At 59.5% G+C, this 25,806-nt stretch carries 22 protein-coding genes; 12 read left to right on the top strand and 10 right to left on the bottom strand.

Annotated elements, in window-relative coordinates; all coding sequences use genetic code 11:
- Window positions 1-93: 93 nt before the first annotated feature.
- On the bottom strand, window positions 94-765 hold the full coding sequence (locus ACR0K4_RS07320) for an IclR family transcriptional regulator (protein ID WP_480853440.1): 672 nt from the start codon (window positions 763-765) through the stop codon (window positions 94-96).
- Between the two features lie 89 nt (window positions 766-854).
- Here ACR0K4_RS07320 and acnA point away from each other — a divergent pair, with 89 nt between their 5' ends.
- The 4 genes from acnA (at window position 855) to ACR0K4_RS07300 (ending at window position 6,739) form a co-directional block, all read left to right on the top strand.
- Window positions 855-3,434: an aconitate hydratase AcnA gene (gene acnA, locus ACR0K4_RS07315; RefSeq protein ID WP_480853439.1), complete on the top strand. Its 2,580-nt coding sequence runs from the start codon at window positions 855-857 to the stop codon at window positions 3,432-3,434.
- Window positions 3,434-4,585, top strand: coding sequence for a PrpF domain-containing protein (locus ACR0K4_RS07310; RefSeq protein ID WP_480853437.1), 1,152 nt, complete (start codon window positions 3,434-3,436; stop codon window positions 4,583-4,585). Before acnA ends, ACR0K4_RS07310 begins: the two co-directional genes overlap by 1 nt.
- 142 nt (window positions 4,586-4,727) lie before the next feature.
- On the top strand, window positions 4,728-5,921 hold the full coding sequence (locus tag ACR0K4_RS07305) for a CaiB/BaiF CoA transferase family protein (protein WP_480853436.1): 1,194 nt from the start codon (window positions 4,728-4,730) through the stop codon (window positions 5,919-5,921).
- Entirely contained in the window at window positions 5,918-6,739 is an 822-nt protein-coding gene (locus ACR0K4_RS07300) for a citryl-CoA lyase (protein ID WP_480853435.1), read from the top strand. The genes ACR0K4_RS07305 and ACR0K4_RS07300 overlap by 4 nt, the downstream gene beginning before the upstream one ends.
- Before the next feature lie 389 nt (window positions 6,740-7,128).
- Here the strand turns inward: ACR0K4_RS07300 and ACR0K4_RS07295 are convergent, their stop codons facing one another.
- From ACR0K4_RS07295 to ACR0K4_RS07260, 8 genes are read right to left on the bottom strand one after another with little or no spacing between them, the layout of a single operon-like run.
- Window positions 7,129-8,481 (bottom strand): aminotransferase class III-fold pyridoxal phosphate-dependent enzyme, encoded by a 1,353-nt coding sequence (locus ACR0K4_RS07295; protein ID WP_480853434.1) that lies wholly within the window; start codon window positions 8,479-8,481, stop codon window positions 7,129-7,131.
- Window positions 8,478-9,293 carry an IclR family transcriptional regulator gene (locus ACR0K4_RS07290; RefSeq protein ID WP_480853433.1) on the bottom strand — a complete coding sequence of 272 codons (816 nt, stop codon included), beginning with the start codon at window positions 9,291-9,293 and terminating at the stop codon, window positions 8,478-8,480. Before ACR0K4_RS07290 ends, ACR0K4_RS07295 begins: the two co-directional genes overlap by 4 nt.
- Window positions 9,294-10,004 carry a type 1 glutamine amidotransferase gene (locus tag ACR0K4_RS07285; protein WP_480853432.1) on the bottom strand — a complete coding sequence of 237 codons (711 nt, stop codon included), beginning with the start codon at window positions 10,002-10,004 and terminating at the stop codon, window positions 9,294-9,296.
- 1 nt (window position 10,005) lies between these two features.
- Window positions 10,006-11,298 carry a type I glutamate--ammonia ligase gene (locus tag ACR0K4_RS07280; protein WP_480853431.1) on the bottom strand — a complete coding sequence of 431 codons (1,293 nt, stop codon included), beginning with the start codon at window positions 11,296-11,298 and terminating at the stop codon, window positions 10,006-10,008.
- Between the two features lie 7 nt (window positions 11,299-11,305).
- Window positions 11,306-12,562, bottom strand: a complete 1,257-nt coding sequence (locus ACR0K4_RS07275; protein WP_480853429.1) for a cytochrome P450 — start codon at window positions 12,560-12,562, stop codon at window positions 11,306-11,308.
- Window positions 12,543-14,147, bottom strand: coding sequence for a tripartite tricarboxylate transporter permease (locus tag ACR0K4_RS07270; protein ID WP_480853428.1), 1,605 nt, complete (start codon window positions 14,145-14,147; stop codon window positions 12,543-12,545). Before ACR0K4_RS07270 ends, ACR0K4_RS07275 begins: the two co-directional genes overlap by 20 nt.
- A complete protein-coding gene (locus tag ACR0K4_RS07265) occupies window positions 14,147-14,680 on the bottom strand; it encodes a tripartite tricarboxylate transporter TctB family protein (RefSeq protein ID WP_480853427.1) in 534 nt (177 codons plus the stop codon). Before ACR0K4_RS07265 ends, ACR0K4_RS07270 begins: the two co-directional genes overlap by 1 nt.
- Window positions 14,681-14,739: 59 nt before the next feature.
- Complete coding sequence (locus ACR0K4_RS07260; RefSeq protein ID WP_480853426.1) at window positions 14,740-15,678, bottom strand: tripartite tricarboxylate transporter substrate-binding protein; 939 nt, start codon at window positions 15,676-15,678, stop codon at window positions 14,740-14,742.
- 170 nt (window positions 15,679-15,848) lie between these two features.
- Here ACR0K4_RS07260 and ACR0K4_RS07255 point away from each other — a divergent pair, with 170 nt between their 5' ends.
- Entirely contained in the window at window positions 15,849-17,339 is a 1,491-nt protein-coding gene (locus ACR0K4_RS07255; protein ID WP_480853425.1) for an aldehyde dehydrogenase, read from the top strand.
- A gap of 12 nt (window positions 17,340-17,351) precedes the next feature.
- Window positions 17,352-18,578: a Tm-1-like ATP-binding domain-containing protein gene (locus tag ACR0K4_RS07250; RefSeq protein ID WP_480853424.1), complete on the top strand. Its 1,227-nt coding sequence runs from the start codon at window positions 17,352-17,354 to the stop codon at window positions 18,576-18,578.
- A gap of 15 nt (window positions 18,579-18,593) precedes the next feature.
- Here ACR0K4_RS07250 and hpaR read toward each other — a convergent pair whose 3' ends face one another.
- Entirely contained in the window at window positions 18,594-19,067 is a 474-nt protein-coding gene (gene hpaR, locus ACR0K4_RS07245) for a homoprotocatechuate degradation operon regulator HpaR (protein ID WP_480853422.1), read from the bottom strand.
- A gap of 106 nt (window positions 19,068-19,173) precedes the next feature.
- Between hpaR and ACR0K4_RS07240 the strand changes: the two genes are divergently transcribed.
- From ACR0K4_RS07240 to ACR0K4_RS07215, 6 genes are all read left to right on the top strand, one after another.
- The gene (locus ACR0K4_RS07240) at window positions 19,174-19,563 is read left to right on the top strand and encodes a 5-carboxymethyl-2-hydroxymuconate isomerase (protein WP_480853421.1); all 390 of its coding nucleotides are present in this window, start codon (window positions 19,174-19,176) and stop codon (window positions 19,561-19,563) included.
- A 7-nt stretch (window positions 19,564-19,570) separates the two neighbouring features.
- Window positions 19,571-21,082, top strand: a complete 1,512-nt coding sequence (gene hpaE / locus ACR0K4_RS07235) for a 5-carboxymethyl-2-hydroxymuconate semialdehyde dehydrogenase (RefSeq protein WP_480853420.1) — start codon at window positions 19,571-19,573, stop codon at window positions 21,080-21,082.
- Window positions 21,083-21,171: 89 nt separating this feature from the next.
- Window positions 21,172-22,155, top strand: coding sequence for a 3,4-dihydroxyphenylacetate 2,3-dioxygenase (gene hpaD, locus ACR0K4_RS07230; protein ID WP_480517948.1), 984 nt, complete (start codon window positions 21,172-21,174; stop codon window positions 22,153-22,155).
- Window positions 22,156-22,247: 92 nt separating this feature from the next.
- Window positions 22,248-23,102 (top strand): fumarylacetoacetate hydrolase family protein, encoded by an 855-nt coding sequence (locus ACR0K4_RS07225; protein ID WP_480517950.1) that lies wholly within the window; start codon window positions 22,248-22,250, stop codon window positions 23,100-23,102.
- Window positions 23,099-23,899, top strand: a complete 801-nt coding sequence (gene hpaH / locus ACR0K4_RS07220) for a 2-oxo-hept-4-ene-1,7-dioate hydratase (RefSeq protein ID WP_480517952.1) — start codon at window positions 23,099-23,101, stop codon at window positions 23,897-23,899. The genes ACR0K4_RS07225 and hpaH overlap by 4 nt, the downstream gene beginning before the upstream one ends.
- 122 nt (window positions 23,900-24,021) lie before the next feature.
- Window positions 24,022-25,791, top strand: a complete 1,770-nt coding sequence (locus tag ACR0K4_RS07215; protein WP_480853419.1) for a caspase family protein — start codon at window positions 24,022-24,024, stop codon at window positions 25,789-25,791.
- Window positions 25,792-25,806: the final 15 nt, after the last annotated feature.

The following is a 25,806-nucleotide window of genomic DNA, read 5'->3' as shown; positions in this document are numbered from 1 at the left end:
CTCCGGGTTTGCATGGTTGTCAATCTGACTACGGGGGCGGTCTGTATCTGGCAAGCGTGGTTGATTGGCGTTCTATCTGGTGAAATCATGCGGCTAATGGGCGGACAGCCCCCGGGCCAGACTCTCCAGAAGCGGCGTTGCATTGGCGCGGGCTTCGTCGTCAAATCTGTTGGCCAGACCAGAGACTGTCAGAGCACCTATTAGCGCACCGGAACTGTCAAAGACCGGAGTGGAAAGTGATGAGATATTCGGGTTGGTATGACCAACCGAACTTACGGTTCCATTCTTGTTGAACCGTGTCAGGTCATCGACGGGCTCGCCTGAGAAATGGCTGAGGACCAACCCCGAGGCGCCCGTTGACAGTTGCAAACGCATGCCTTCTTCGACATGAAAACGCAGCAGATTGGGCGAATTCTCGCGATATAAACATATACGTTCATTGCCATTTCTTACGTAGAATGATGCCGTCTCACCCGTCGCCTCGACAAGGATTTTCAGGGAGGGGGCAACATGCTCACGTTTGGTGAAATCGCGGCGAAAAATCAGGCCCAGACGCCACACGCTGGGTCCGACGCTGAATTGCCCGTCCTGATCGCGCTGGATGAACCCGTAAATCGCCATCGAGTTTGTCAGGCGCAGGATCGTGCTTTTGTGCAGACCTGTTTCTTCGGCAAGTTCGGCCAGGGACATGCTTGGCCTTTGCGTGGAAAACGCGCTGAGGATCGACATGGCGCGTTCAACGGATTCGGTGCGATTGGGTGCCATCGTTGTTCTGTCAGGTGAAATCGTATTCGCCACATCTTGCTGCAATTGGGTATCCCTGTCTAGCTTTGGAAAAATTCAGGAGAACCGACGTGCAGTACAAGACCCTTGCCGGAACACCTTTTCGCGCCGTCGACTACTGCGCAATGCTGGGTGACGGATATCGCAAGCTTCCCTACGCATTGCGCGTTCTGGCCGAGAACGCGGCCCGCAATTCCGCAGACGGCGCGGCGGTTTTGACTGTTCTGGCACGGAATGGTCAGGCGGTTCCGTTTCGCCCTGCACGGTTGTTGCTGCACGACATGTTGGGGATTCCCGCCCTGATCGACATCATGGCGATGCGCAACAAGCTGGAAGAGCAGGGCGGCGATCCATCCGTGGTGGATATGAGCCTGCCTGTGGATTTGGTGATCGATCATTCGATGTCGATCAATCACTGGGCGGACAAATTGGCCCTGACAAAAAACATGGAGCGTGAGTTTGAGGTCAACCGCGAACGCTTTGCCTTTCTCAAGGCCTGCGCGGCGCGATTTCCCCGGCTCAGGGTCATTCCGCCCGGCGGCGGGATCTGCCATCAGGTCAATCTTGAATATCTGGGGCAGACAGTGCTCCCGTCAAACGAGGATTCGACACTTTTGATCCCGGATTCCTGTCTGGGTACGGACAGCCATACGCCGATGATCAACGCGCTGGGCATCATGGGCTGGGGCATCGGCGGGCTGGAAGCCGAAGCTCAGCTGTTCGGAGAAACAACGCCTGTCAACGTTCCCCGGGTTATCGGTCTGGAAGTGCTCGGCAGGCCGTCCGATGACGTCACAGCCACGGATATCGCATTGGTGGTGGCGGAAAAGCTGCGGGGCATCGGAGTGGTCGACACGTTTGTCGAGCTGTTTGGGGCAGGGTACAACACGCTTGGCGTGGCTGACCGGGCAACCATTGCCAATATGGCACCTGAATACGGCTCGACCATGGTGTTCTGCCCGGTGGACGAACGCACCCTGGGCTACCTACGTCAGACCGGCAGAGGGCAGGACCTGCAACGGACCGAGGCATATTGCCGGGCGCAAAACCTGTGGGCTGACGGAGCGGATACAGCAATCGAATACGACAAGGTCGTCACGCTGGACCTCGGCCGTATTGGCCGTTCGGTGGCCGGTCCGTCCCGCCCGGAACAGCGCATTGATCTGGCCGCAGCAACGGATCGGTTGACCTTGGACGGGGAAACAGAGCGGCGCGTGCCTGTCGCGGGGACTGACCATGATATCGGCGACGCCGACGTGATCATCGCGGCCATTACCAGCTGCACCAATACGGCGAACCCCCGCAACATGGTGCTGGCGGGTCTGCTGGCGCGCAATGCGGTGGCGCGCGGATTGACTGTTAAACCGCATGTCAAAACCTCATTGGCGCCGGGGTCGCGGGTGGTTGCGAAATATCTGGCGGACAGTGGCCTGCAAGACCCGCTTGATGCGCTGGGATTTGAAGTGGCCGCGTTTTCCTGCTCGACCTGCAACGGAATGTCGGGGCCGCTGCATCCGGCCCACGAAAAGGCCATCACGGACAACAAAATCAAGGGCGTTGCGGTTCTGTCGGGCAACCGGAATTTCGCCGGGCGTATTCACCCGCTGGCATCGCGGAACATGATCGCGTCGCCTCCTTTGGTTGTTGCCTATGCCCTGATGGGCACGATTCTGAAGGACATCACGACCGAGCCGCTTGGTGTTGACCGAACGGGCGCCCCGGTGATGCTGTCAGAGCTGTGGCCATCGGCCGAGGAAGTCGCGAATATCGTCGAAACGCATGTCACGCCCGACGGGTTTCGCAGCACGTATTCGGCCATTGGCGATGTGAACGATCAGTGGAACACGCTGGATGCCGGGACAGGTAGGTATGACTGGGGGCCGTCGACCTATGTGAGTTTTCCGCCCTTCGTGAAACAGATCGAACCCTCTCATGACGGGATTGCACCGCTGAAAGGATTACGTCCTTTGGCGATTCTGGGCGACAGTGTCACGACCGACCACATTTCGCCGTCGGGCATCATCACACCCGAATCCGAGGCGGGTCAGTACCTGCAGGCAAATGGGGTTGCGCCGCGGGATTTCAATTCATTCGGTACGCGACGCGGCTGTTCCGACGTGGTCATCCGTTCGACCTTTGCCAACTACAGGCTGCGTAATGAAATGACCCCGGATCATGAGGGGTCGTGGACCCGGATCGAGCCTGAGAGCACTATCGTAAGCATGTACCAGGCCATCGAGACCTATCTGGCGCGTGGTCAGAAGCTTGTTGTGATCGGGGGGAAGGAATATGGCTGTGGCTCGTCCCGGGACACCGCCGCAAAAGCGCCTTGGCTGGCGGGGGTTCGGGCGGTGATTGCCGAAAGTTTTGAGCGGATTCATCGCTCTAACCTGGTGAACATGGGCATTGCCCCGCTGTGTTTTCCCGCAGGCGTGACCCGCAAAACCCTGCAACTGGATGGCTCGGAGACCTATGATATTGCGCTTGACGACGCTCTGACCTGTGCCGCCCTGACCATTCATCGCCGGGATGGCGGGTCCGAGACCACGCCGTTGGAGGTTCGGCTGTATAATGATGGCGAGCGCGCAACATTTGCCGAGGGCGGGCTGCTGCCGCGGGCCTTCCGCAGCTTTCTGGCGGGGGCCGCGTGATGCCCGCGCGTTTACGCGCCGCGTTCTATCGCGGCGGAACCTCGAAAGCGGTGGTGTTTAATGCGGCTGATCTGCCCGCTGACCAGGCGATCCGAGACCGTATCTTTCTGCATGTATTGGGCAGCCCCGACCCGTACGGACGGCAGCTGGACGGAATGGGGGGTGGCCTGTCCTCGGTGTCCAAAGTGGTTATTGTCGAGCCCTCAGACCGCGAAGATGCCGATGTCGCCTATACCTTTGTCCAGATCGGGGTGACCGAGGCCCTCGCGGACTATGGGTCGGCCTGCGGAAACATGTCTTCATGCGTGGGGCCGTTTGCGGTGGAAGAGGGGATGATTGAGGTCAGCCCCGACCAGACCGAGGCGCTTGTCCGCATCTATAGCACCAACACCCAAAGTATCTATCATGCCCGCTTTCCAGTGCACGCGGGCAACGTGGTCGAGCAGGGCGATTTCACCATTCCCGGCGTCTCGGGCACCGGGGCCAGGGTGACGCTTGATTTTCTGGCACCCGGTGGGGCAGGGACCGGACATCTTCTGCCGACCGGGAACGCCATTGATCGGGTTCAGGTGGACGGGCTGGGCATTGTTGAGGTCTCGCTTATCGACGCGGCGAACCCGGTGGTGTTTGTGCGTGCGTCTGATTTGGGAAAGCGAGCGGTCGAGGCGCCGCAGGATCTGGACAGCGATCCCGAGTTGGTGAAGCAGATGGAGCAGATCCGGCGTGCGGGTGCTGTCAGGATGGGCATGGCGCACAATTTGGAGGCTGTGCGACCCTCCAGCCCAAAGGTTGCCATGCTGTCCGGTCCGCAGGATTTCGCGGCTCTGGACGCCAGCCGTTATGGGCCCGACACCCATGATCTGAATGTCAGGTTGGTCTCGATGGGGAATTTTCATCGCGCCATTACCCTGACCGGTGCAATGTGTACCGCCGTCGCTGCCCGGATACCCGGCAGTCTGGTCCATGCAATTGCGCAGCCGGATGGTTGCGACTTGAGGATTGGCAACCCCTCGGGCGTTCTGCCGACAACTGCCGATGTTCAGATGCATCCAACAGGGCCAGAGGCGATTTCGGCCGGGACCTTTCGCACGCAACGACGGATTATGGAAGGCGCTGTGCTGTTCCCGCCCGAGATGTTGGAGGGGACATGACAAACCGCAGCCGGACAGCCTTTGTCGCGACTGAGCGACGGTCCACCGACCCGAGCTTGTCGTATTGGATCAGCATGACCGGCCTGACGGTGTTGGCCAAAGTCAATCAGGCCCCGATGACACAGACGGACTGGGCATACAGATGACGCAACCGCTTGCAGCTATTCGGGTTCTTGATCTGACGAACGTTCTGGCGGGGCCTTTTTGCTGTCATCATCTGGCCCATCTGGGGGCCGAGGTGATTAAGGTCGAAGCGGTCGGGCGCGGTGATCTGGCGCGTCAGCTGGGGGCGGATCCGGACCTGAACGCAAAAGGAATGGGCGTATCCTTTCTGGCGCAGAACGCGGGCAAGAAATCGGTGACCGTCAACCTCAAGCATCCACGCGGCAAAAAGATGTTTGCCGATCTGGTCCAAACAGCCGATGTGGTGGTCGAGAATTTTCGCCCCGGCGTCATGGAGCGCCTTGGGTTGGGATATAAGACATTAAGGTCCCTGAATACCCGGTTGATCTATTGCGCCATTTCGGGCTTTGGGCAGGATGGGCCCTGGGTGCATCGCCCGGCCTATGATCAGATTATTCAGGGCGCTGCCGGTGTCATGTCGATCACGGGGGACCCCGAAACGGCCCCCTTGCGTGTGGGGTATCCGGTTGCCGACACGGTCGGCGGCATTACGGCGGCGTTCGCAATTTCTGCTGCGCTTAACGCCCGGCCGCGCGGAACCTTTATCGACGTGTCGATGCTGGAATCGGTGTTGGCCACGATGGGCTGGGTCATTTCGAACTATCTGATTGCGGGTGTCGAGCCCTCGGCCAATGGCAATGAAAACGTAACCTCGGCACCATCCGGCGCGTTTCAGGCAAGCGATGGGTTGATCAACATTGCGGCTAACAAAGACGAACAATGGGTGACCCTGACAGATCATCTTGGTCTGGCCGCGCTTCGGCAACAGCCCGAATATGCCACCCGGGAAGACCGCAAGCGCAACAGAGTGTCGCTGAAAGCCGCGCTTGAGACCGTTTTGATATCCCGAACCGCGCAGGAGTGGGCGCAGGAGCTCAATCAGCTCGGCGTACCGTCGGGGGCGGTTTTGACGGTTCCCGAAGTGCTGAACATGCCGCAGGTCGCTGATCGTGGGTTTCTGCGCAGGTTTAATTACGTACCCGGCGTCGGGCGCGACATTGATGTATTGACCACCGGGGTCAAGATGGATGGGCACCCGCCAGAGGTCGAGACTCCGCCCCCGACATTGGGACAGCACAATATGGAAATCTGGGGCGCGCTCGGGATCACGACAGACGAGTTGGACGACCTTCAGAAGGAGGGCGTAATATGAGACCCGACCAAAACGATGTGACTGATTGGTGGACGACCGAGATCATCGAGATGCAACCCGGCCAAATCCGGGTTCGCGGCCATGACATTCAGGATCTGATCGGAACGCTGACCTTTCCGCAGATGATCTGGCTGATGACCCGCGCCGAGATTCCGACCGAGGCGCAGGCGAAGCTGCTGGAATCCGCGCTGGTTGCCGCCGTGGATCACGGCCCGCAAGCCCCCTCGATCGCGACGGCGCGCATGGCGGTGACCTGTGGGCTTGGACTGAACGGCGCGATGGCATCTGCGGTCAATATGCTGGACGATGTGCATGGCGGTGCAGGCGAACAGGCGGTTGAACTTTACGGCTGGGTCGATGCCGGTGTGCAATCCGGGCTGAGCACGGAGCAGTCCGCTGCGCAATCGATTGATCGATGGCAGGCCGAGCGGACAAAGTACCTCCCTGGTTTCGGTCACCGTTTTCACACACCCGCAGACCCCCGCGCGCCCCGGTTGTTGGAACAGGTGGATCAGGCGGCATCCGCGGGGGTGGTCGACGGACGGTTCGCCCGATACGGGCGCGCGCTCGAAACGATGTTGGCTGTTCGCACAGGAAAACCCGTTCCGATGAACATCGATGGCGCGACCGCTGTCATCTATGCGGAACTTGGATTCCCCGGGCCGCTCGCGCGGGGTTTGTTTTGCCTGTCGCGCTCAGTGGGCATCTTGTCCCATGCTTATGAACAGATGACACAAGGCGGGCGGAACAAAGGACCGACCCCGCCAGACTACCTCTGGGCCTATCGTGGGCCCAATCCGATACCGCCACCAGAGTGAGCACCCTTTCGCAGATGCGTTTTTTGTGCGGCGTTAAAGCCGTGAGTCAATGGGCAGAATGCATAGACCGAACGCGCGTCCCAATTGAGGGAGCAGACGAACAGATACCGTTCACCGATTGAAATGGTTTTGACCCGCAGACCGGACAGGGATTGTGCCCCGTTGATACAGTGTCGCTGAGCCTGATAGGCAGTGGGACGACGCTCATACAGTTCGCTCCCGCCCGGCAGCAGCACCCGCCGCTTTTGGTTTTGGACGCATCGATCGGACGCTCGCCGACCTTACAGGTCTTGCGCCTGATCGGTCATCCTGAGGATCACTCAAACCAGTGACAGCTTGTCCAAAGGTGCTGCCGGGCAAGGCGGCGACAGATGCCGCAACAGTCACGCTCAGATCGCCGTGAAGCCTGCGTCCAGCGCTGTCAGGATCGTTTCGATATCGGTCTGGGCCACGACAAGGGGCGGAGAGAGAATGATGTTGTTGCCGGACACCCGAACCATCGCGCCTGCGTCATAGGCCACTTTTTGCACTTTGCCGATGGTGCCCTTGTCGATGGGCGTTTTCGTGCCCTGATCCGAGACCAGTTCGACCGCGCACATCAGGCCATAGCCACCGCGCACGTCGCCGATCACATCGTGTTTTGCGGCAAGGGCCTGCAAGCCTTTGTACAACTGAGCGCCGCGCTGTGCGGCATTCTGGTGGACGTTCAGGCGGGTGGTTTCCTTAAGGCAGGCTATTGCGGCGGCCGCTCCGACCGGGTGTCCTGAATAGGTATAGCCCGAACCGATATTGCCTTTGCCGGTGGTGTCCGATTCGAACACTTCGGAAACCCCATCGCTGATCATCACCGCGCCAAAGGGGAAGTACCCATTGGTGATCGCCTTGGCGGTTACAGCCATGTCGGGCTGCACGCCGAACCTGCGTGATCCGCTCCAGGCTCCGGTGCGGCCATAGGCGGTGATCACCTCATCCGCGACCAGCAGGATACCGTGTTTCGAGCAGATCTCGCGCGCACCGGGCATAAAGCTTTCATGTGGCGGGATCACGCCGCCTGCGCCCAGAACGGGCTCCATGATCATGGCGGCGATGGTCGAGGGGTCCTGGAACTTTATCTCGTCTTCCAGCGCCGCTAGGCAAAACTGTGCCAGCTTCTCGGGGTCGGTTTCACCAAAAGGATTGCGATAGGTGTAGGGCGAGGGGATGTGATGGCATCCGGGCATCAGCGGTTCGTATTGCGTGCGGAAATTGGGGTTGCCATTGACCGATGCGCCCAGAGTATGCGTGCCGTGATAGCCTTTCTTGAGGCTCAGGAACTTGACCCGGCCAGCGTCCCCCCGAATTTTGTGATACTGCCGCGCCAGACGCAGCGCGATTTCGATGCCGTCCGAACCACCTGATGTAAAAAAGGCGCGGGACAGGCCATCCGGGGCAAAGAACTCGCGCAGCATCCAGCTGAGTTCGATGACCAGATCATTGGTCGTGCCTCTGAAGATCGAATAGTAAGGCAGGCGATCCAACTGGGCCGAGATCGCGTTTTTCACTGGCTGGCAGGAATAGCCAAGGTTCACGTTCCATAGGCCACCAACGCCATCCACAACCGTATGTCCATCGACATCCGTAATGCAGACACCTTCGCCGCCGACGATAATGTCCGGCGGGTTGGCAAGGCTGTCGGCAGGATGCGTCATCGGATGCCACAGGTGGCGTGCGTTGTTTTCTTTCAGAAAATTGCTGTCCTTCATGAGATCACCTGTTTGGCCAAGGGTTCTGCCCCCCATTGCGGCGGCAGCTGTGCGAAATCCCGGGGGAATGTGCCGCCCAGAGCGGTCGAGGCGCGGTCCGCCTCTTTCAAAAGCAGTTGCGCGATGTCGCGCAGTTTTTCCGGCCTTGCACGTCCCGTTGGGACAGCAACGGCCAGCGACCCCAGCACACGCCCGCTTTCGTCGAAAAGCGGAGCACCGACCGAGCTGACGCCTTCGTCAAACGCCCCCACAACTGTAACAACGCCATAGCGCCGCACGGCATCCAGCTTGTCTTTCAGACGCATCGGGTCCGAGATCGTCTGGTCGGTGAATTTCGACAAAGGCCGGGCCAGAATTCGCGCGCGCGCGTCGTCAGGAAAAAATGCCAGCGCTGCGATGCCCGACGAGGTCGCGTGCAGGGGCAGCATCTCGGCCACGTCGAAATTGACCTGAACACCGTGCAGGGCAGGGTCCGCATGGGCGACGGGGGAAAGCGCCTCACCCTGCAACAGGCTGGCGTGGGCCAGCTCGCCCACGGCCTCGGACAGTTCCAGCACGATGGGCTGCAGCAGTTTGCGCACCGGAAACAGTGTTTCGCGCAGGGCGGATAGCCGCAGCAGTGCAGGGCCAAGGCGATAGGCCCGCGTATCCGGGTGTTGTTCCAGATAGCCGTTTTCGGCCAACTCGGTCAGGTGGCGATGCACGGTGGCCTTGTCGCGGCCCGTCAGGCGCACGAATTCGCCCAGCCCGATCTCGGCCCGGTCGCGGGCGAATAGGGACAGCAGGTCCAGCGCTTTGGTTATGGTTCCCATCTAGCGCCTCCCATACTCAAAAAAGGCAGCAATTTCCCGGGCGAATTCCGTGCGATCTGCCGGACCTACGGCGAGGGATTGACGTGCGGATTGTGTGACGTTCTCGCCCACGTAATCGGCATATTCCTCGACAAGATCGGCGATGAACTCAGGCGTCATTTCCGGGTGGTGCTGCACCGTGAAAACCCGGTCGCCGATGGCATATCCGGCAATCGGGCATCCGGGGCTTTCAAAGATACGTCGCGCACCATCAGGCAAAGTCCCGACCTGTTCGATATGCGAGCCGTAAAGTGCCCATCCATTTGCCCGATCCGACCAGGGAACCGGCCCCACACGCGCGGTTTCGATCCGACCATGTGCCCATCCCTCAGGGTTCCGGATGATCGGAGCACCCAGCGATTTTGCGATGATCTGATGTCCGAAACACGCGCCGAACAGCGGGATGTCCTGTTCGATGATCTGCCGCACCAAGCCTTCAAGCCTTTGCATCCAGTCCGCTTCTTCGGTGACCGAGGCCGGGCTGCCGGTGATCATCACGCCATCAAAGCCGGACAGATCGTCAGGGAATTCTCCCCTGCAGACCCAAAAGGGCGTGACATGCCAGTCCGGGCGTATTTCGGCGATCAAAGTGGCGAATTTTTCGTCATCCAGCGGTCGCGCCCGGCAAAAGGCGCTGTCATCGGTGTTGGTGACAAGGGTCGCAAGTCGCATCTCAGATAAACCACACATAGAAATCGAGCAGAGCGTCAGGCTCCATCTCGCGGGTCTTACGGAATTCGCGTTCCTTCATGAAGGCGTGATTTTCGACCAGTTCGCGCCCGACCGCATCCACCAGCGCGTTATCGGCCTGCAGGTCCTGAATGGCCTTGCGCAGATTGGCGGCCGTGCCGGTGCGGGCGTCGACCTTGTCAAAACCGTCGCCGGTTTCGATCGGAGGCAGGGTCATATGGGCCTCATACCCCAGCCGCGCGGCCTGCAGGACCGCAGCGCAGGCGGTGTAGGGATTGGCGCTGGCATCTGCCATGCGATGTTCCAGACGGGCCTTTGCGCCGCCTTCGCCCGAGACGCGGGTGGTCACGCCGCGATGATCCCCACCCCAGTTCTTCCAGTAACCCGACAGGGACGCCGGTTGCAGGCGGCGGTAAGAGCCCGCAGTAGGTGCGATCAGGCCGGCCAGCCCTTCATGGTGATGCACTAGACCGGCAAGGCAGCCGCGCGACAGGTCATTCAGATGATCGGGGCCGCCGACTTCACCGTTGGCCAGCGCGTTCCTGCCCTCGGCATCCTGAAAGGAAAAGTTGATATGCATGCCCGATCCACCCAATTCGGACAGAGGTTTGGGCAGGAAGGTCAGAACGATCCCGTGATCCAGCGCAATTTCGCGCGCCATGAGGCGGAACAGCACGATATCATCCACAGCCGTCAGCGCGTCATCGAAGGTCAATGTATATTCGAACTGAGGGCTGTCGTATTCGGCAGTAATCAGGTCCAGCCGGAAGCCCATTTCCAGCGCCTTGTTCCAGATCACATCGTTGATCCGCATCGGATCGGCGAATGGGCCAGTGCCGTAGACGCCCCCACCCGGGGCATCATAGGGGCGCAAACGGCCATCCTCACCCCCTTGCAGGGCATAGGCCTCAAGCTCGATCCCGAGCATCGGTTTCAGCCCGTGCTGTTCCCAATCGGCAACCGCGCGCTTCAACGCCCCGCGCGGGCATAAGGACAACGGCGCGCCGTCGGCGTCAAACAGATCGCCCAGCACGACTGAGGTTTCGGGTTCCCACCCCTTGCGGACATCGTCGCCCGGCCACCGCAGCTCCATGTCGGGTGCTCCCTCGCGCACTTTCGCGTGCGGCGCGTCCAGCAGCAGATCGCGGTCGTAATGCACCCCGAAGGTCGCGCGCGCGAACCGGGTCGAGGCGTCGGTGATCTTGCTGGCAGGCATGTATTTGCCGCGCGGGATCGAGAGGTGATCGATAAAAAGGGCGCGTAAACGGTTGGACATAAAGGACCTATTGCAAAGTGACGCGAACAGGCATCCGCTTGATGCCATTTACAAAGTTGGACCGAACAAACGCCTCGGGGCCGTCGGGTTCGATGGATTTGATCCGTTTGACCAGTTCCTGAAACAGCACACGTACCTCTAGCCGGGCCAGATGCATGCCCAGGCAGACATGCGGCCCGCCTTGCCCCCACCCCAGCTGACGATTGGGCTTGCGCGACAGGTCCAGGCGATACGGGTCGTCAAACATGGTCTCGTCCCGGTTGGCCGAAATGAACCAATACAGCACCTTGTCGCCTTCCTTGATCTGCTGGCCGTGAACCTCGACATCTGTCATGGCCGTCCTGCGGAAATAGGTCGCGGGTGAGGCCCAGCGGACAATCTCATCCGCGGCGGTGCCCCAGACTTCGCCCGATTGCATCTCTTCCAGCAGGCCGTCCTGCCGCGCGATGGCCTGAATGCCTGCGGCGATGGAATAGCGCGTCGTATCGTTGCCCGCCGCCACCAGCAGGCAGAAGAAATTGCGAAATTCGGTCTCCGAAATCGTCTCGCCATTTTCATCTGGTTGCAGAATCAGATGCAGAATACCGCTGGTGTCTCCGCTGGCGTTCTTCTTGTCCATCAGCGTGCGGGAATACTCGTAAAGCTCGGCCCCGGCGGGTGAGTTGAACGGCATCAGGCGGAATTCGTCCGTCTGCATCTTGTCGACGACATGGTCGGTGAAATCGGGATCCGAGTTCGCCATCAACGCATCCCCTTTGTCGACCAGCCACGGCAGGTCTTCATCGGGAACACCCAGAATTTGCCCCAGCATCCGCATCGGCAATTCCCGGGCGATATCACGTGTGGCGTCGAATCTGCCTTTTTCCAAAGCGCGATCCAGAATGGGGCCGCACAGGTCGCGGATCTGATCTTCGAACCCTGCGACCACCTTGGGCGAAAACGCCTTGGCCACCTTCATCCGCACCTTGCGATGATCGGTTCCGTCTGTTTCCTGAAAGGTGCGGCGGGCCATGTATTCTTCGTAGGTCTGATCCTCCATCCGAATGCCACGCGCGGAGGAAAACGTTTCGGTATCGCGCACCATCTTGTCGATATCCGCGTGGCGCGTGATCGACCAATAGCCCTTGCCGCCTTCAAATTCGGACCAGTGGCAGGGGGCTTCGCGCCGCAGCCGCGCAAAGGTGTTGTACGGCGCGCCACTCGCGAAACTGTCATGCGAGCCGAGGTCGGCGAACCCGTCGTCTTCAGGAACCCACATGGTCATAGAAGCGCCTCCGTCTTTGTTGTTTCTTGCGGTTTTCGAAATGCCGGTGCGAGCGACCTGAAATCCGTTTTGCAAATGTGTTGGATGCCTTTTTCTGCATCGAGCGGCGATCCACCGGTCGCCATTCCCGCCAGACGCGCCAAATCGTCGAAACAAGGATGATGAGGATGACGCAGAACAGCAGAAAGGCGATGGGGCGGTCGATGAAATCCAACGGCGTTTTGACCCGCGCCAGAGAGGCGCGCAGTTTGACCTCCATGATGCCGCCCAGAACCATGCCCAGAATGATCGGCACGATGGGCATGTTCAGGCGTTTCAAGACAAACCCCAGCAGCCCGAAGACCGCCGCAATGATACAGTCCATGGTCGAGTTGCGGATCGAATAGACCCCAACAAAGCTGAGCAACAGAATGCACATCCCAAGAAAACGATTCGGGATGCGCGTCAGATGCACCAGCCAGCCGGTCGAAACCAGCAGGAAGCCGACCACGATCACGTTCAGAACCAGCAGCGCAATGTAAAGCGCGACAACGAAATCCATGTCGTTCTGGAATAGCCCCGGCCCCGGCACGACGTTGTGCACATAGAACACCGACAGCATCATCGCCGTCAGCGCCTCACCCGGTATACCGAGCGCAAGCAAAGGGATCATCGCCGCAGCAGGAACCGCGTTGTTGGCGGTTTCAGACGCGATGAGCCCCTCGGATGAGCCATGGCCGAACGCTTTGGGGTTCTTCGACAATTTACGGGCCGAGGTATAGGACATGAACTGGGCCGTGAACTCTCCGACTCCCGGGATCATGCCCATGACCACCCCGAAACTGGCCGAGATCGCCGCCACACGCGGGTGGCGGGCCAGTTCGCGGAAGCCCTGAAACAGCGAACCGCGTGACCGGGGCAGCCGGATCTTCTCATCATCCATCGTCAGCAGCAGAAACGCCTGCGACAGCGCGAACAGGCCCAGAACCACCACGATCAGGTCAAAGCCCCCCGCCAGCCAGCTTTGGCCAAAGGTGAAGCGCCGGGTATAGGCGGCAGGCTCCAGCCCGACGGTTCCGATCAGAATGCCGAACCCGGCCAGAGCGGCGGCAATGGCCATTTGCCCCTTATGCGCGACAACGACCAGAATAAGGCCCAGTAGGGCGGCCAGAAATATCTCGCGCGAGCCGAACATGGGCGCGATTTTGGCCAGCACGGGCGATAGGAAGATCAGGCAGATGACCGAGAACAAGCCGCCCAGAAAGCTGGCCGAATAGGCAAGCGACAGCGCCCGGCGGCCCTCGCCTCGAAGAGTCATCGGAAAGCCATCATAGGTGGTCAGCGCATTGACCGCCGTGCCCGGCGTGTTGATCAGGATCGCGGGGATCGCGCCGCCATACATGGACGAGCCATAGATACCCAGCAAAAGGGTCAGCCCGACAATCGGATCCATCGAAAAAGTTGCGGGCAGCAGGATCGCAATGGCCACAGCGGGACCGACGCCGGGGATGGCCCCGATGGCCACGCCGCCAACCGCCCCCACCAGTAGGGCCAGCATCACATCCCAGCGGGCAAGAACATCAATGGCCGAGGCGATCAGTTCCATCAGAGATACACCAGAAAGAAGGTCCGCACGGAGGCGGGCAGGAATTCATAAATCCACGCCCCGGGGATGTTGACGCCCAGAAAGCCCTTGAACAGCGCGACCATGGCAACAGCGAACAGGGCTGCGATCCACAAAGCGGTCCGGCTCCGATACCCCAGACGGTAGGTCAGCGAACAGGCAAACAGAAGGCTCATCGGCAGAAACCCCAGCCGGGGCACTGCAGCCACGTAGACCAGAAACCACAGCAGGTATTCCAGCGGCTCGGCCCAGCGGCGCGCCTCAACCCAGTCCAAGGCATTGGGTTTCCTGCGCCGCATCAGGCGGAAATGGGCCGCAAACCCGGCCAGCATCGTGAGCAGCGCAATCGCAGGCCACAAACGCGGCTGACTGCCGATGTTGCGCGCCTTGTCGGTCCATTCGGTCTGTGTGCCGATCTGCGACAGCAGGACCAGCGTCAGGATCAGGCCTGCAATGACAAAAACCACCTGGCCCGAGGTCTTTGTGCGTACCTTCAGCAGTTCGGATTCATCCATTGGAACAAAGCCCCGACAAGTTTGAGAGGGCGGGCTTGCGCCCTCTCACATGATCGCAGTTATTGACCCAGAGCGTCCGAAATCGTGCCCAGAGTCGCCTTGTCCTCGGCAATCACAGCCGCGCTTTCATCAGCATTCAGCCAATAGACCAGCGCACCTGTTTCCGCGGCCAGTTGCTGCGCGCGCTCACTTTTCACCGTCTTCTCGGCTACAGAGGCGATCTTTTCGCGCACATCTGCCGGGGTGTCCTTGGTCACGAACAGCCCGTTCCACAGCGAGATATCGAGCGTCGGCTCAACCTCGCCAATCGCCGGGGTGTCGGGAACCTTGCTGATCCGTTCACCGGTGATCGAGACCAGAACATTCACGTCGTCGATGCAGGGCAGGATCAGTTGCAGCGTAGTATTGATCACGTCCGCATCGCCCGAGGCCAATGTGTTACAGTCCAGCGCATCAAACGCAGCGTCGCCGCCCCATTCAAACCCCATGGTCGAAGACAGCGCCTTGGTGACCTGAGTGGGCGTCAGCACGTCGCCGAAATGGCCCAGAAACACGTCGTTTTCCTTGGCGTAGTCAGCCAGTTCCTGCATCGAGGCATAGGGCGCGTTGCCCGAGGTCGCGATAACGAAGGGATAGGTCAGGAAGATTCCGACGGGGTCGAATTTCTCGGGCGTCAGTTCAGGAATGTCGATTTCGTGCCCAATCAGGGATACCGCCGGAACAAAGGAGCCGATGGTGTAGCCATCTGCCGGAGCCGTGGCGACCTCGACCGCGCCGGGGAAGGGGCCACCGCCGCCGCCGGGCTTGTTTACCACGGCTGCGGGTACGCCATATTCGGCCTGAAAATCCTCGGCGATCATGCGAGTCAACACATCCTCAAGATCACCCGGAGGCCATGGAACGATAAAACTGACAGGCTTTTCCGGATACTCGGCCAGCGCCGGTCCGGCGAGGCCAACAGCAAGCGCGGCCAGAACGGCCCTGGTTGTTTTGGACATGTCATCTCCCTGCGATGCGTAATATTAATCGGTTTATTATTTGAACCTTTAGTAGCATTTATTCTGAATTGGATTTCGTACCTGTCAACAAAAAAATCATTATTGACAAATGCAGGTTTTAAATCAGACAATTTTTCGCAACTGATGGTTCAATATTTAAACCGATGAGGATGACATTGGACTTCTCCAGAATAGATGACCTGCGAACCCGTGTAATCCCGCCCGCACATCATTTAATTGACGGAGCGCGCTGTGGCGCGTCGGATGGCGGGGTCATGAATGTGCTTTCTCCCATCGATGGAACAATGCTGACGACGATGCCAAGGGGGACGCCGCAGGATGCTCAGGCGGCGATCCGGGCGGCACGTGGGGCCTTTGACGATGGTCGCTGGTCCGGGCTTGCGCCAGCGGTCCGCAAAAGGCTGATGCTGAACTGGGCCGGTCTGATCGAGGCCGAGGCGCAGGATCTGGCCGTTCTCGGCGTGCGCGACAACGGGACCGAGATTGGCATGGCCTACAAGGCCGAACCGCTCGGCGCAGCAGGTACCATTCGGTATTTCGCCGAGGCCATCGACAAATTGTACGGCGAGATCGCACCAACCGCACCGGGCGCCCTCGGGTTGGTGCACAAGGAACCCGTTGGCGTTGTCGGTGCAATTGTGCCCTGGAATTTCCCGCTGATGATCGGCAGTTGGAAATTGGGACCCGCGTTGGCCGCCGGATGTACTGTGGTCCTGAAACCTGCGGAAACTGCGTCGTTGACCATGATCCGGTTGGCGGAACTGGCGCTTGAGGCGGGTATTCCACCGGGCGTTCTGAACGTAGTGACCGGAGAAGGCGCGGTTGTTGGCGCGGCCATCGCCGAATCCGATGATGTGGACGCGCTGGTGTTCACCGGGTCAGGGGCCACGGGCCGCAGATTGATGGAGGCATCGGCGCGGTCGAACCTCAAGCGCGTTTATCTGGAACTGGGGGGCAAATCGCCCAACATCGTGTTCGCCGATGCCCCCGATCTGGACGAAGCTGCCAAAGTCTCGGCTGCGGGGATATTTCGCAATTCTGGTCAGGTTTGTGTGGCCGGATCACGGCTGTTGGTACAGCGCGAGGTTCACGATGTTTTCGTCGCAAAGCTGGTTGAACAGGCCAAAGCGATGATCGTCGGTGACCCGCTTGATCCCAAAACCCAAGCAGGCGCGGTCAATTCCGAGCGCCAGCTGGTGCAAAACCTTGCCTTTGTCGAAGAAGCTCGCGCCGCCGGGCGTGACATCGTCACCGGTGGGCATCGCATTCTTGAGGAGACCGGCGGTACCTATATGGCGCCGACCATCGTCATGGGTGTCGAGGCCACGGACCGTATTGTTCAGGAAGAAGTGTTCGGCCCGGTGCTGACAGTTCAGGCATTTGACACAGAAGAGGAGGCGATCGCACTGGCCAATGGCGTGGACTATGGGCTGGCGGCGGGCGTCTGGACATCGGATCTGTCACGCGCGCATCGGATGATCTCTCGCATTCAGGCCGGAGTCGTGCATGTGAATACCTATGGTGGGGCGGATGTCACCGTTCCATTGGGGGGCGTGAAACAGTCGGGCAATGGCCATGACAAGTCGCTGCATGCGTTTGACAAATACCTGAACCTGAAAACCGCCTGGATCAAACTCTGAGGACCACCGACCATGACTGAAAAAACCATTCTGCTTGTCGGGACCTATGACACCAAGGATGACGAACTGAGTTATTTGGCCCAGACGATTCAGGCACAGGGTGGTCGGGTCTTATCGATGGATGTCAGCGTGTTGGGTGATCCGTCGGTGCCAACCAATATCTCAAAACATACCGTCGCCGAGGCTGGCGGGCATTCCATTCAGGAAGCCATAGACAGCGGGGACGAGAACACCGCAATGCAGATCATGGCCAAAGGTGGGGCGACGCTGGCCGCACGATTGTATTCCGAGGGCCGGATCGACGGGGCTTTGTTGCTTGGGGGGACCATGGGTACCGATCTGGCACTGGATGTGTGCTCGGCGCTTCCTGTCGGGGTGCCGAAATACATCATCTCAACAGTGTCCTTCTCGCCGCTTATCCCGCCAGAGCGGTTGCCGGCGGATATTCAGATGATCCTCTGGGCCGGGGGGCTTTACGGTCTGAACTCGGTTTGCAAATCGTCGCTGAGCCAGGCGGCCGGAGCGGTTTTGGGCGCGGCACGCGCGGTGGAAGCGCCGGATGCGGACAAGCCCTTGATCGGCATGACCTCCTTCGGCAAAACCGTGCTGAAATACATGGTTGCCCTGAAACCCGCTTTGGAGGAACGCGGTTATGAAGTGGCCGTGTTTCATGCCACGGGTATGGGCGGGCGGGCCTTTGAAAGCCTCGCGTCCGAGGGCCGGTTTGCAGCAGTGATGGATTTCGCGCCACAAGAGGTGGGCAACCATCTTTTGGGTTCGTCAATTTCTGCAGGGGCCGACCGTATGACCGCCGCTGGGCTGACAGGTACGCCGCAGATCGTGTCTATCGGCTGCTATGATCTGGTGGATTTTGTCGGTTGGCAGGAGGTTCCCGCCAAACTGGCCGGTCAAGAGACACACGCCCACAACCGTTTGTTGTCTTCGGTCATGATGACGGCCGAACAGCGCCGCCACATGGCGCGCGAGATCTGCGCCAAACTGGGGCAGGCAAAGGGTCCGACAACGTTTATTCTGCCCAATCAGGGTGGCAATGAGTGGGACCGCCCGGGCGGGCCGCTCAGTGATCCCGAGGGGCTGCGCTGCTTTGTCGACGAGGTCCGCGCCTGCTGTCCCGCGAACGTCACGTTGTTGGAGCTGGACGCGCATATCAATGATCCGGCCTTTTCCGAAGCGGCCCTGCGCATCGTCGATGAATGGATTGCGGCCGGGCTGATTTAACCCCGGAATCTCAGCTCAGGACTTGGCCGCATCCTGTTCGATGTCGTCCAGATCGCGCAGCAGGGCCTCGAGTTGATCCAGCAACGCGGTCATGCGATCCGCGCCCACACGCGTCTCGATTTCTGCCCGTATTGCGGCGCTTTCGGGGGCGACCTGCCGAATCAGCGCTGTGCCTTTTTCTGTCAGACGCAGGCTGGCCCGCCGCCCGTCGCCAGGTGTTCGGCTGACCGCAATCAGGCCCCTGTCTTCCAACCCGCGGGTCATCCGGGACAGGGATGGCGCAAGGATGTTGGCCGCTTCGGCCAACGCGCCCATGTCCAGACCAGGCGCCTCATCCAGAACGCGGATGACACGCCATTGTTGTTCGGTCACGCCGTGGCGCTGCAACAGGGGGCGGAACCGTTGCATCACCTTTTCGCGGGCCCGCAACAGCGCAATCGGCAGGGACCGTCCCGTCGCGTTGAATTCAAATCCGTCTTGCTCTGTCATGTGGCTCACTTTGCGCTCGGTGGTAACAGTCAAAATGATTAACGCGTTATCTATTGACAAGAGATTATTTATTTAACATGTTATTAAAGTGCCTATTGGAGGAGTCATGCCGCATCTGTCCATAGAGTATTCGCCGCAGCTTGAGGCCAAGACCGATCTGGCAGCGTTCTGCCGCAAGATGCATCAGGTCCTTGTCGGCTCGGTGGATTTTCCGACCGCCGGTATTCGCGTGCGGGCGCACAAGGCTGATTTTGCGGTGATCGCGGACGGGCACGACGACAATGATTTTCTGGCCATGACGCTCAGCGTTGGTGACGGTCGCAGTCAGGACCAATTGCGCCGCATCGGAGATGACCTTTTCGCAGCGGGGCAGGCGCAACTGCACGACCTGCTTGCCACTGGTTTTTTTGCGTTTTCTCTGGAAATCCGGGTAATCGACCCGGAACTCAGCTGGAAAGACACACCAATTCACACCCGGTTGTCGGGTCAGAAATGAGGGTTCGATGACCAAGCTGGATGACAATCTGAAAAAGCTCTCGGGCTACCTGTCGAAATACCGCGATGGCGGCATCATGAACCGGATCGCGGGGCAAGACAGGGCGGGCGGCAATGGTGTGTTTCAAACGATCTCTCCGGTCGACAAAAGCGTGATCTGCGACGTCGCATATGGATCGGCTGCAGATATCGATGCTGCAGCCAACGCGGCCCACGCGGCTTTTGCCGATTGGCGCGATATGCCGGCGGTCGCGCGTCGGGACATACTGATCCGCATTGCCGACGCGATTGAAGCCCGTGCGGATGAGATCGCCCTGTGTGAATGCTGGGATACCGGGCAGGCATACAAGTTCATGTCCAAGGCTGCCTTGCGGGGCGCTGAGAACTTTCGGTATTTCGCCGATCAGGTTGTTCAGGCGCGTGACGGTCAGCACCTGAAATCGCCGACGCTGATGAATATCACGACACGGGTGCCGATCGGGCCGGTTGGCGTCATCACCCCGTGGAACACACCCTTCATGTTGTCGACCTGGAAGATCGCTCCCGCGCTGGCCGCAGGCTGCACGGTGATCCACAAGCCTGCCGAAGCGTCTCCGCTGACGGCCCGGTTGCTGGTCGAAATCGCGGAAGAGGCAGGTTTGCCCCCGGGTGTTCTGAACACCGTGAACGGGTTCGGCGAAGAGGTGGGCAAGGCGCTGTGCGAACAACCCAAGGTGAAGGCGATAGCCTTTGTGGGCGAGTCGCGCACCGGCAGTCTGATCACCAAGCAGGGTGCCGATACGCTCAAGCGCAACCATCTGGAGCTGGGCGGAAAAAACCCCGTCATCGTGTTCGAGGATGCCGATCTTGAGCGGGCGCTGGATGCGGTGATCTTCATGATTTACTCGATCAACGGTGAACGCTGCACGTCCTCGTCACGGCTGTTGGTGCAGGACAGTATTCGCGAGGCCTTCGAGGCCAAGCTGATCGAGCGGGTGAATGCCATCCGGGTGGGTCATCCTCTGGACCCGGCGACCGAGATTGGGCCGCTGATCTCAGAGGAGCATTATGACAAGGTCACCAGTTACTTTGATATCGCCCGCGACGACGGGGCCACAGTGGCGGCGGGAGGTGAGCCTGTAGGCGACAGCGGCTATTTCATTCGCCCGACGCTGTTCACCGACGCCAGCACCGAGATGCGCATCTCGCAGGAGGAGATTTTCGGCCCGGTCCTGACCTCGATCCCCTTTCGTACCGAGGACGAAGCGCTGCAGATCGCAAATGATACGCGCTATGGCCTGACAGGGTATGTCTGGACCAACGACCTGACCCGCGCGCTGCGGTTCACCGACAGGCTCGAGGCTGGGATGATCTGGGTCAACTCGGAAAACGTTCGCCATTTGCCCACGCCTTTTGGCGGCGTGAAGGCCAGCGGGATTGGTCGGGATGGCGGTGACTGGTCGTTTGAGTTTTACATGGAGCAAAAGCACATCGGCTTTGCCACCGGTCAGCACAAGATCACCCGTCTTGGGGTCTCGTGATGGGCAAGGCGTTGCCATGCGCTATGCCCGCGCAGTTTTCAGGCGCAGACCTGACCCCGATCCATCTATCCGTTGAATAGGAGGCTTCGATGCCCGTTCCCGCTCCGAACCTGTATCCCGATTTCAATACAATCCGTCTGAGCCATGTCTGTCTGAACGTTCGTGACCTCGCTGCGTCGCGAAAATTCTACACCGAGATTTTGGGCTTGCAGGTCACCGATGAGGATGACCGATGCATTTACCTGCGCGCGATGGAGGAGAGGGGGCATCACAGTTTGATCCTGCAGCAATCCGACACACCGGGAACCGTGGGCGTACTGGGTTTCAAAACGTTTGACGAAGACGATCTGGATCGCGCCGAGCGGTATTTCCGGGAAAAAGGTCGCCCTACGGAATGGGCTCAGCGCGCGTATCAGGGGCGCACTTTGCTGACATCGGACAATATCGGAATTCCGCTTGAATTTTACCACAAGATGGACCGGCTTGAGCCGATCCATCAGAAATATGCCCTCTATCATGGGGTCAAGCCTCTGCGGATTGATCACTTTAACTGTTTTAGCCACGATGTGGATGCTTCGGTCGCGTTTTATTCGGATTTCGGGTTCCGGGTGACGGAATACACTGAAGATGAAGACAGTAAGAGGCTTTGGGCTGCGTGGATGCATCGCAAAGGCGGGGTTCATGACATGGCATTCACCAATGGTCTGGGGCCGCGGATGCATCATGTCGCGTTCTGGGTGCCCACGCCGCTGAACATTATTGATCTGTTGGATCTGATGGCGACCACGGGCTATGTCTCAAATATCGAACGTGGTCCTGGGCGGCATGGCATCTCGAACGCGTTCTTTTTGTACGTGCTCGATCCGGACGGTCACCGGATCGAGATTTATTGCGCCGATTACCAAACCGTCGACCCTGATCTTGAACCGATCAAGTGGGACCTCAAAGACCCGCAGCGTCAGACGCTATGGGGGGCCCCGGCGCCCGAGAGTTGGTTCAAGCATGGCAGTCAGTTTGTGGGTGTTGATACGAAAGAGCCTGACCTTCAAGCCAGCCCGATCATCGCACCCTGAGCGGGTCGGATGCGCGCGAAAATACCACTGCGCCGCGCATCGCATATGTCATCCAGAACCGGCAGCACTCCGGTCACCACTGAGGTCCGAAAATGCGTTTTGCGTCGTTTACATCCCATGGCCAAACTTTCTACGGGGCCGTCACCGACAATGGCATGATTGCCCTGAATGACCGGTTCCCGAATTGGCCCACCTTGTTTGATGTTGTGCAGGCTGGTGGTCTGGATGACCTCATGACCGCCTCCAAGGGTGCTCCGGTGACGCATCCAGAATTTGACTATGAGATGGTGATGCCCAATGCACGGCGCATCCTGTGCGTCGGGGTCAATTTCCCGGACCGCAATGCCGAATATAAAGATGGCTCAGAGCAGCCTAAATTCATGTCGCTTTTCCCGCGCTTTGCCAGCGGGTTTACAGGCCACGGGCGGCCTCTGATCCGGCCACCGGAAAGCTATCAGCTGGATTACGAGGGGGAGGTCGCGATTGTCATCGGCAAGCCCGGTCGCCGGATTGCGCAGGCAAATGCCTATGACCATATCGCCGCCCTGACCTTGTGCAATGAAGGCACGATCCGCGATTGGGTGCGCCATGCGAAATTCAACGTCACGCAGGGCAAGAACTGGGATCGCTCGGGTTCGATGGGGCCGTGGTTGGTGCCCTTCACGGATGCGCGTCAACTGGATGAAGCGCGCATCACGACGCGTGTCAACGGTGAGGTGCGGCAACAGGATGCGCTGTCGAACATGATGCACCCGATCCGGCGGGAAATCGAATACATCTCGACCTTCATGACCCTGCTACCCGGTGACATCATCGTCACCGGCACGCCAACCGGATCGGGCGCGCGGCTTGATCCGCCACAGTTCCTGCAGCCCGGAGACGTGGTCGAGGTCGAGGCCACCGGTATTGGCCTGTTGCGCAATACGATTGAGGATGAAACCATATGAGCCCCGAAGATCACGCCCGGGCCGCGAGGCAGTTGCTGAACGCGGAAGAAACCGGACAGCAGATCGGTTTGCTGACGCGCGCGTTCCCCGAGATGAACATGGACGACGCCTATGCGATCCAGAATGCCATCTGTCAGGCGAAGCTGGCGCAAGGGCGTCATATTGTCGGGTGGAAAATCGGGCTGACCTCGAAAGCCATGCAATACGCGTTGAATATCGACATTCCTGACAGCGGTATCCTGTTCGACGATATGGTGTTCGAAAACGGATCCACTGTTCCGCCGGGTCGGTTTATCCAACCCCGTGTCGAGGCCGAGATCGCCTTTGTCATGAAAGACGCACTGGGCGGTGAGTCTGTCACCCGCGACGACGTGCTCGCGGCGACGGAGCATGTGGTGCCTGCACTCGAAATTCTGGACACCCGGATTGTCCGCGTGGATGCCGAAACAGGTGCGACGCGCAACGTATTCGATACAATCGGCGATAACGCGGCCAATGCCGGGGTGGTACTGGGCCCGCAGCGACATCCGGTTGATGCATTTGATCTGCGCTGGGTCGGAGCAATCACTTTCCGAAACGATGAGGTCGAGGAAACCGGGCTTGGGGCAGGCGTGCTGAACGATCCGGTCGAAAGTGTCGTCTGGCTTGCCCGCCGGATGGCGCAATACGGGCAGAGCATCCAACCCGGTCAGATCATCTTGTCGGGCAGTTTCATCCGCCCCCTCGAATGTCCCTCAGGCACTCGTGTTCTGGCCGATTTCGGTGCGTTCGGCAGGGTCGAGATTGGCTTTGATTAACGCCCAGGGAACGACCCTGGATAGCTGAACCCCAGACCAAATGGCTGGATTCGCCGCTTTGCCGGTAATGTGCTAGGCTTTTCGGCAGGTTTTGTGAGTTTTCAGCTGTTTCAGGGCACCAGATGTATCGGCCTCGCTATTCTCTAATCCTGATTTTGGCCGCTGCCCTGTGGATGGGCGGAACGGTCAAAGTCTATGCCGAGCGTGTGGCGCTTGTGATCGGAAACGCCCTTTACGATAACGTTTCGAACCTGCCGAACGCGGCGCATGATGCACAAGACATTGCGGCAGCGCTCAGGCGGATCGGGTTCAATGTGACCGAGAAGTACAACCTCGATTACCGGGCCATGCGCCTGACACTCCGCGATTTCTCTGAGCAGATGGCCGGTGCTGAAATGGTACTCGTTTATTTCGCCGGGCACGGGATCGAGATCGACAACACCAATTATCTGATTCCGGTCAACGCAGAGCTGAGAAGCGACAAGGATGTCGAGTTTGAGGCGATCCGCCTGGACACGATGTTGAATGCGGTGTCCACGGCGCAGGGTTTGAAACTGGTGCTGGTCGATGCCTGTCGCAACAACCCGTTCCTGACGAATATGGTGCGCACCACGGCCACACGCTCGATCGGACAGGGGTTGGGGCGGATCGATCCGGGCGGTGTTCTTGTTGGGTATTCCGCCCGCAGCGGCACTCTGGCGCTGGATGGAGAAGGGCGCAACAGCCCATATGCGGAAGCATTGCTGGAACATATCGAGGTGCCCGGTCTGGAGTTGGGCAAAATGTTCCGTAAAGTGCGGGATACCGTTTTCGATCTGACCGACGGATATCAAGAACCGTTCACCTATGGCTCATTGCCCGGACGGGACTTTTTCCTTGTGCCTGCTGCGGTCGAGGGTCCGGTCGCTGGGATTGCGCAATCCCCGAACACCGCCGCACAACCTCAAGAGGACCGCGCCATTTCCGCGCAACGCATTCTGCAAGAGGCCCTGCGTATGGAGGATGAGGCCGCCAGGAAGGGCGCGCTGGCAATGATTGCGCAGTTATTCCCTGACACATCTGCCGGTAAGTACGCCAAGGAGGTTGCCGCCGCGTTGCGTATCGAAAGCCAGCAGACCACGCCACCGCCTCCTCCCGAACCTGAGGCTAAAGTGCCGGTAAAACCCGAGCAAGAAACGGATCAGGCAGTTATTGTCGCCGAGCCGAAGAAACCGGGTCAGGACATTGAGACCGCGCTGAAACTCAGCCGGACCGACTATCGTAATATTCAACTTGGATTGAACGCTCTTGGCTATCAGGCGGGACCTGCGGATGGGATATTCGGACCGCGCTCGCGCGCGGCGCTCAAAGGCTTTCAAGCCAAAACTGGCGTGGCGCGGACGGGGTATCTGACCGCTCAAAGCTATGCGGCCCTGAAGAAAGCCGTTCCGGCGCAACCATCGGCTCAAAGCCAACCCCAGACACGAGGGCAGAGCGCGCCTTCATTGTCCGGTACAACGGTGGGCGAGTCCGGGGCCAATGCGTATTTTGGAGACTACGTGATTGACATCCGCCGGCGGCCCGACCCGCTCGGGGCAGAAGCGGGGACACGCACGGAAACAATGCTATGGCTGAAATATCGGAAATCAGCGGTCGGATTTCAGTTGATCAGCGCAGTTGACCGTTCGAGCGGCGGCGAGGCGAGATCGAAGAAATATCGGGCCTCGTTATCCGATTCGGGCCGTTTGCGCATCAGCGGCAGGACCAACTATCTGTTCGGAAAAACTCGTGTTGTGCCCTTTTCTATATCGATAGATCTGCCGCCTGATATGTCGTCCAGCAAACGTATTCGCAGCACCGAAGGCCGGTTTGACCCAGCTTACTATGTGGATGTTGTGGTTTCGAAGCAGTAGATTCCATGCGCCAGT

This window comes from Ruegeria sp. K11, assembly GCF_056531905.1.
This window is presented reverse-complemented; position numbering and strand designations above follow the sequence as displayed.

What these genes read in the sequence shown, in the direction of transcription:
- ACR0K4_RS07250 (WP_480853424.1), top strand. Translation starts at nt 17,352, where the DNA reads ATGACTGAAAAAACCATTCTGCTTGTCGGGACCTATGACACCAAGGAT.
- ACR0K4_RS07260 (WP_480853426.1), bottom strand. Translation starts at nt 15,678, where the DNA reads ATGTCCAAAACAACCAGGGCCGTTCTGGCCGCGCTTGCTGTTGGCCTC.
- ACR0K4_RS07295 (WP_480853434.1), bottom strand. Translation starts at nt 8,481, where the DNA reads ATGAAGGACAGCAATTTTCTGAAAGAAAACAACGCACGCCACCTGTGG.
- ACR0K4_RS07255 (WP_480853425.1), top strand. Translation starts at nt 15,849, where the DNA reads ATGACATTGGACTTCTCCAGAATAGATGACCTGCGAACCCGTGTAATC.
- hpaR (WP_480853422.1), bottom strand. Translation starts at nt 19,067, where the DNA reads ATGACAGAGCAAGACGGATTTGAATTCAACGCGACGGGACGGTCCCTG.
- ACR0K4_RS07280 (WP_480853431.1), bottom strand. Translation starts at nt 11,298, where the DNA reads ATGTCCAACCGTTTACGCGCCCTTTTTATCGATCACCTCTCGATCCCG.
- ACR0K4_RS07300 (WP_480853435.1), top strand. Translation starts at nt 5,918, where the DNA reads ATGAGACCCGACCAAAACGATGTGACTGATTGGTGGACGACCGAGATC.
- ACR0K4_RS07225 (WP_480517950.1), top strand. Translation starts at nt 22,248, where the DNA reads ATGCGTTTTGCGTCGTTTACATCCCATGGCCAAACTTTCTACGGGGCC.
- ACR0K4_RS07265 (WP_480853427.1), bottom strand. Translation starts at nt 14,680, where the DNA reads ATGGATGAATCCGAACTGCTGAAGGTACGCACAAAGACCTCGGGCCAG.
- ACR0K4_RS07305 (WP_480853436.1), top strand. Translation starts at nt 4,728, where the DNA reads ATGACGCAACCGCTTGCAGCTATTCGGGTTCTTGATCTGACGAACGTT.
- ACR0K4_RS07240 (WP_480853421.1), top strand. Translation starts at nt 19,174, where the DNA reads ATGCCGCATCTGTCCATAGAGTATTCGCCGCAGCTTGAGGCCAAGACC.
- hpaH (WP_480517952.1), top strand. Translation starts at nt 23,099, where the DNA reads ATGAGCCCCGAAGATCACGCCCGGGCCGCGAGGCAGTTGCTGAACGCG.
- ACR0K4_RS07215 (WP_480853419.1), top strand. Translation starts at nt 24,022, where the DNA reads ATGTATCGGCCTCGCTATTCTCTAATCCTGATTTTGGCCGCTGCCCTG.
- ACR0K4_RS07290 (WP_480853433.1), bottom strand. Translation starts at nt 9,293, where the DNA reads ATGGGAACCATAACCAAAGCGCTGGACCTGCTGTCCCTATTCGCCCGC.
- ACR0K4_RS07270 (WP_480853428.1), bottom strand. Translation starts at nt 14,147, where the DNA reads ATGGAACTGATCGCCTCGGCCATTGATGTTCTTGCCCGCTGGGATGTG.
- ACR0K4_RS07285 (WP_480853432.1), bottom strand. Translation starts at nt 10,004, where the DNA reads ATGCGACTTGCGACCCTTGTCACCAACACCGATGACAGCGCCTTTTGC.
- hpaE (WP_480853420.1), top strand. Translation starts at nt 19,571, where the DNA reads ATGACCAAGCTGGATGACAATCTGAAAAAGCTCTCGGGCTACCTGTCG.
- ACR0K4_RS07320 (WP_480853440.1), bottom strand. Translation starts at nt 765, where the DNA reads ATGGCACCCAATCGCACCGAATCCGTTGAACGCGCCATGTCGATCCTC.
- ACR0K4_RS07310 (WP_480853437.1), top strand. Translation starts at nt 3,434, where the DNA reads ATGCCCGCGCGTTTACGCGCCGCGTTCTATCGCGGCGGAACCTCGAAA.
- hpaD (WP_480517948.1), top strand. Translation starts at nt 21,172, where the DNA reads ATGCCCGTTCCCGCTCCGAACCTGTATCCCGATTTCAATACAATCCGT.
- ACR0K4_RS07275 (WP_480853429.1), bottom strand. Translation starts at nt 12,562, where the DNA reads ATGACCATGTGGGTTCCTGAAGACGACGGGTTCGCCGACCTCGGCTCG.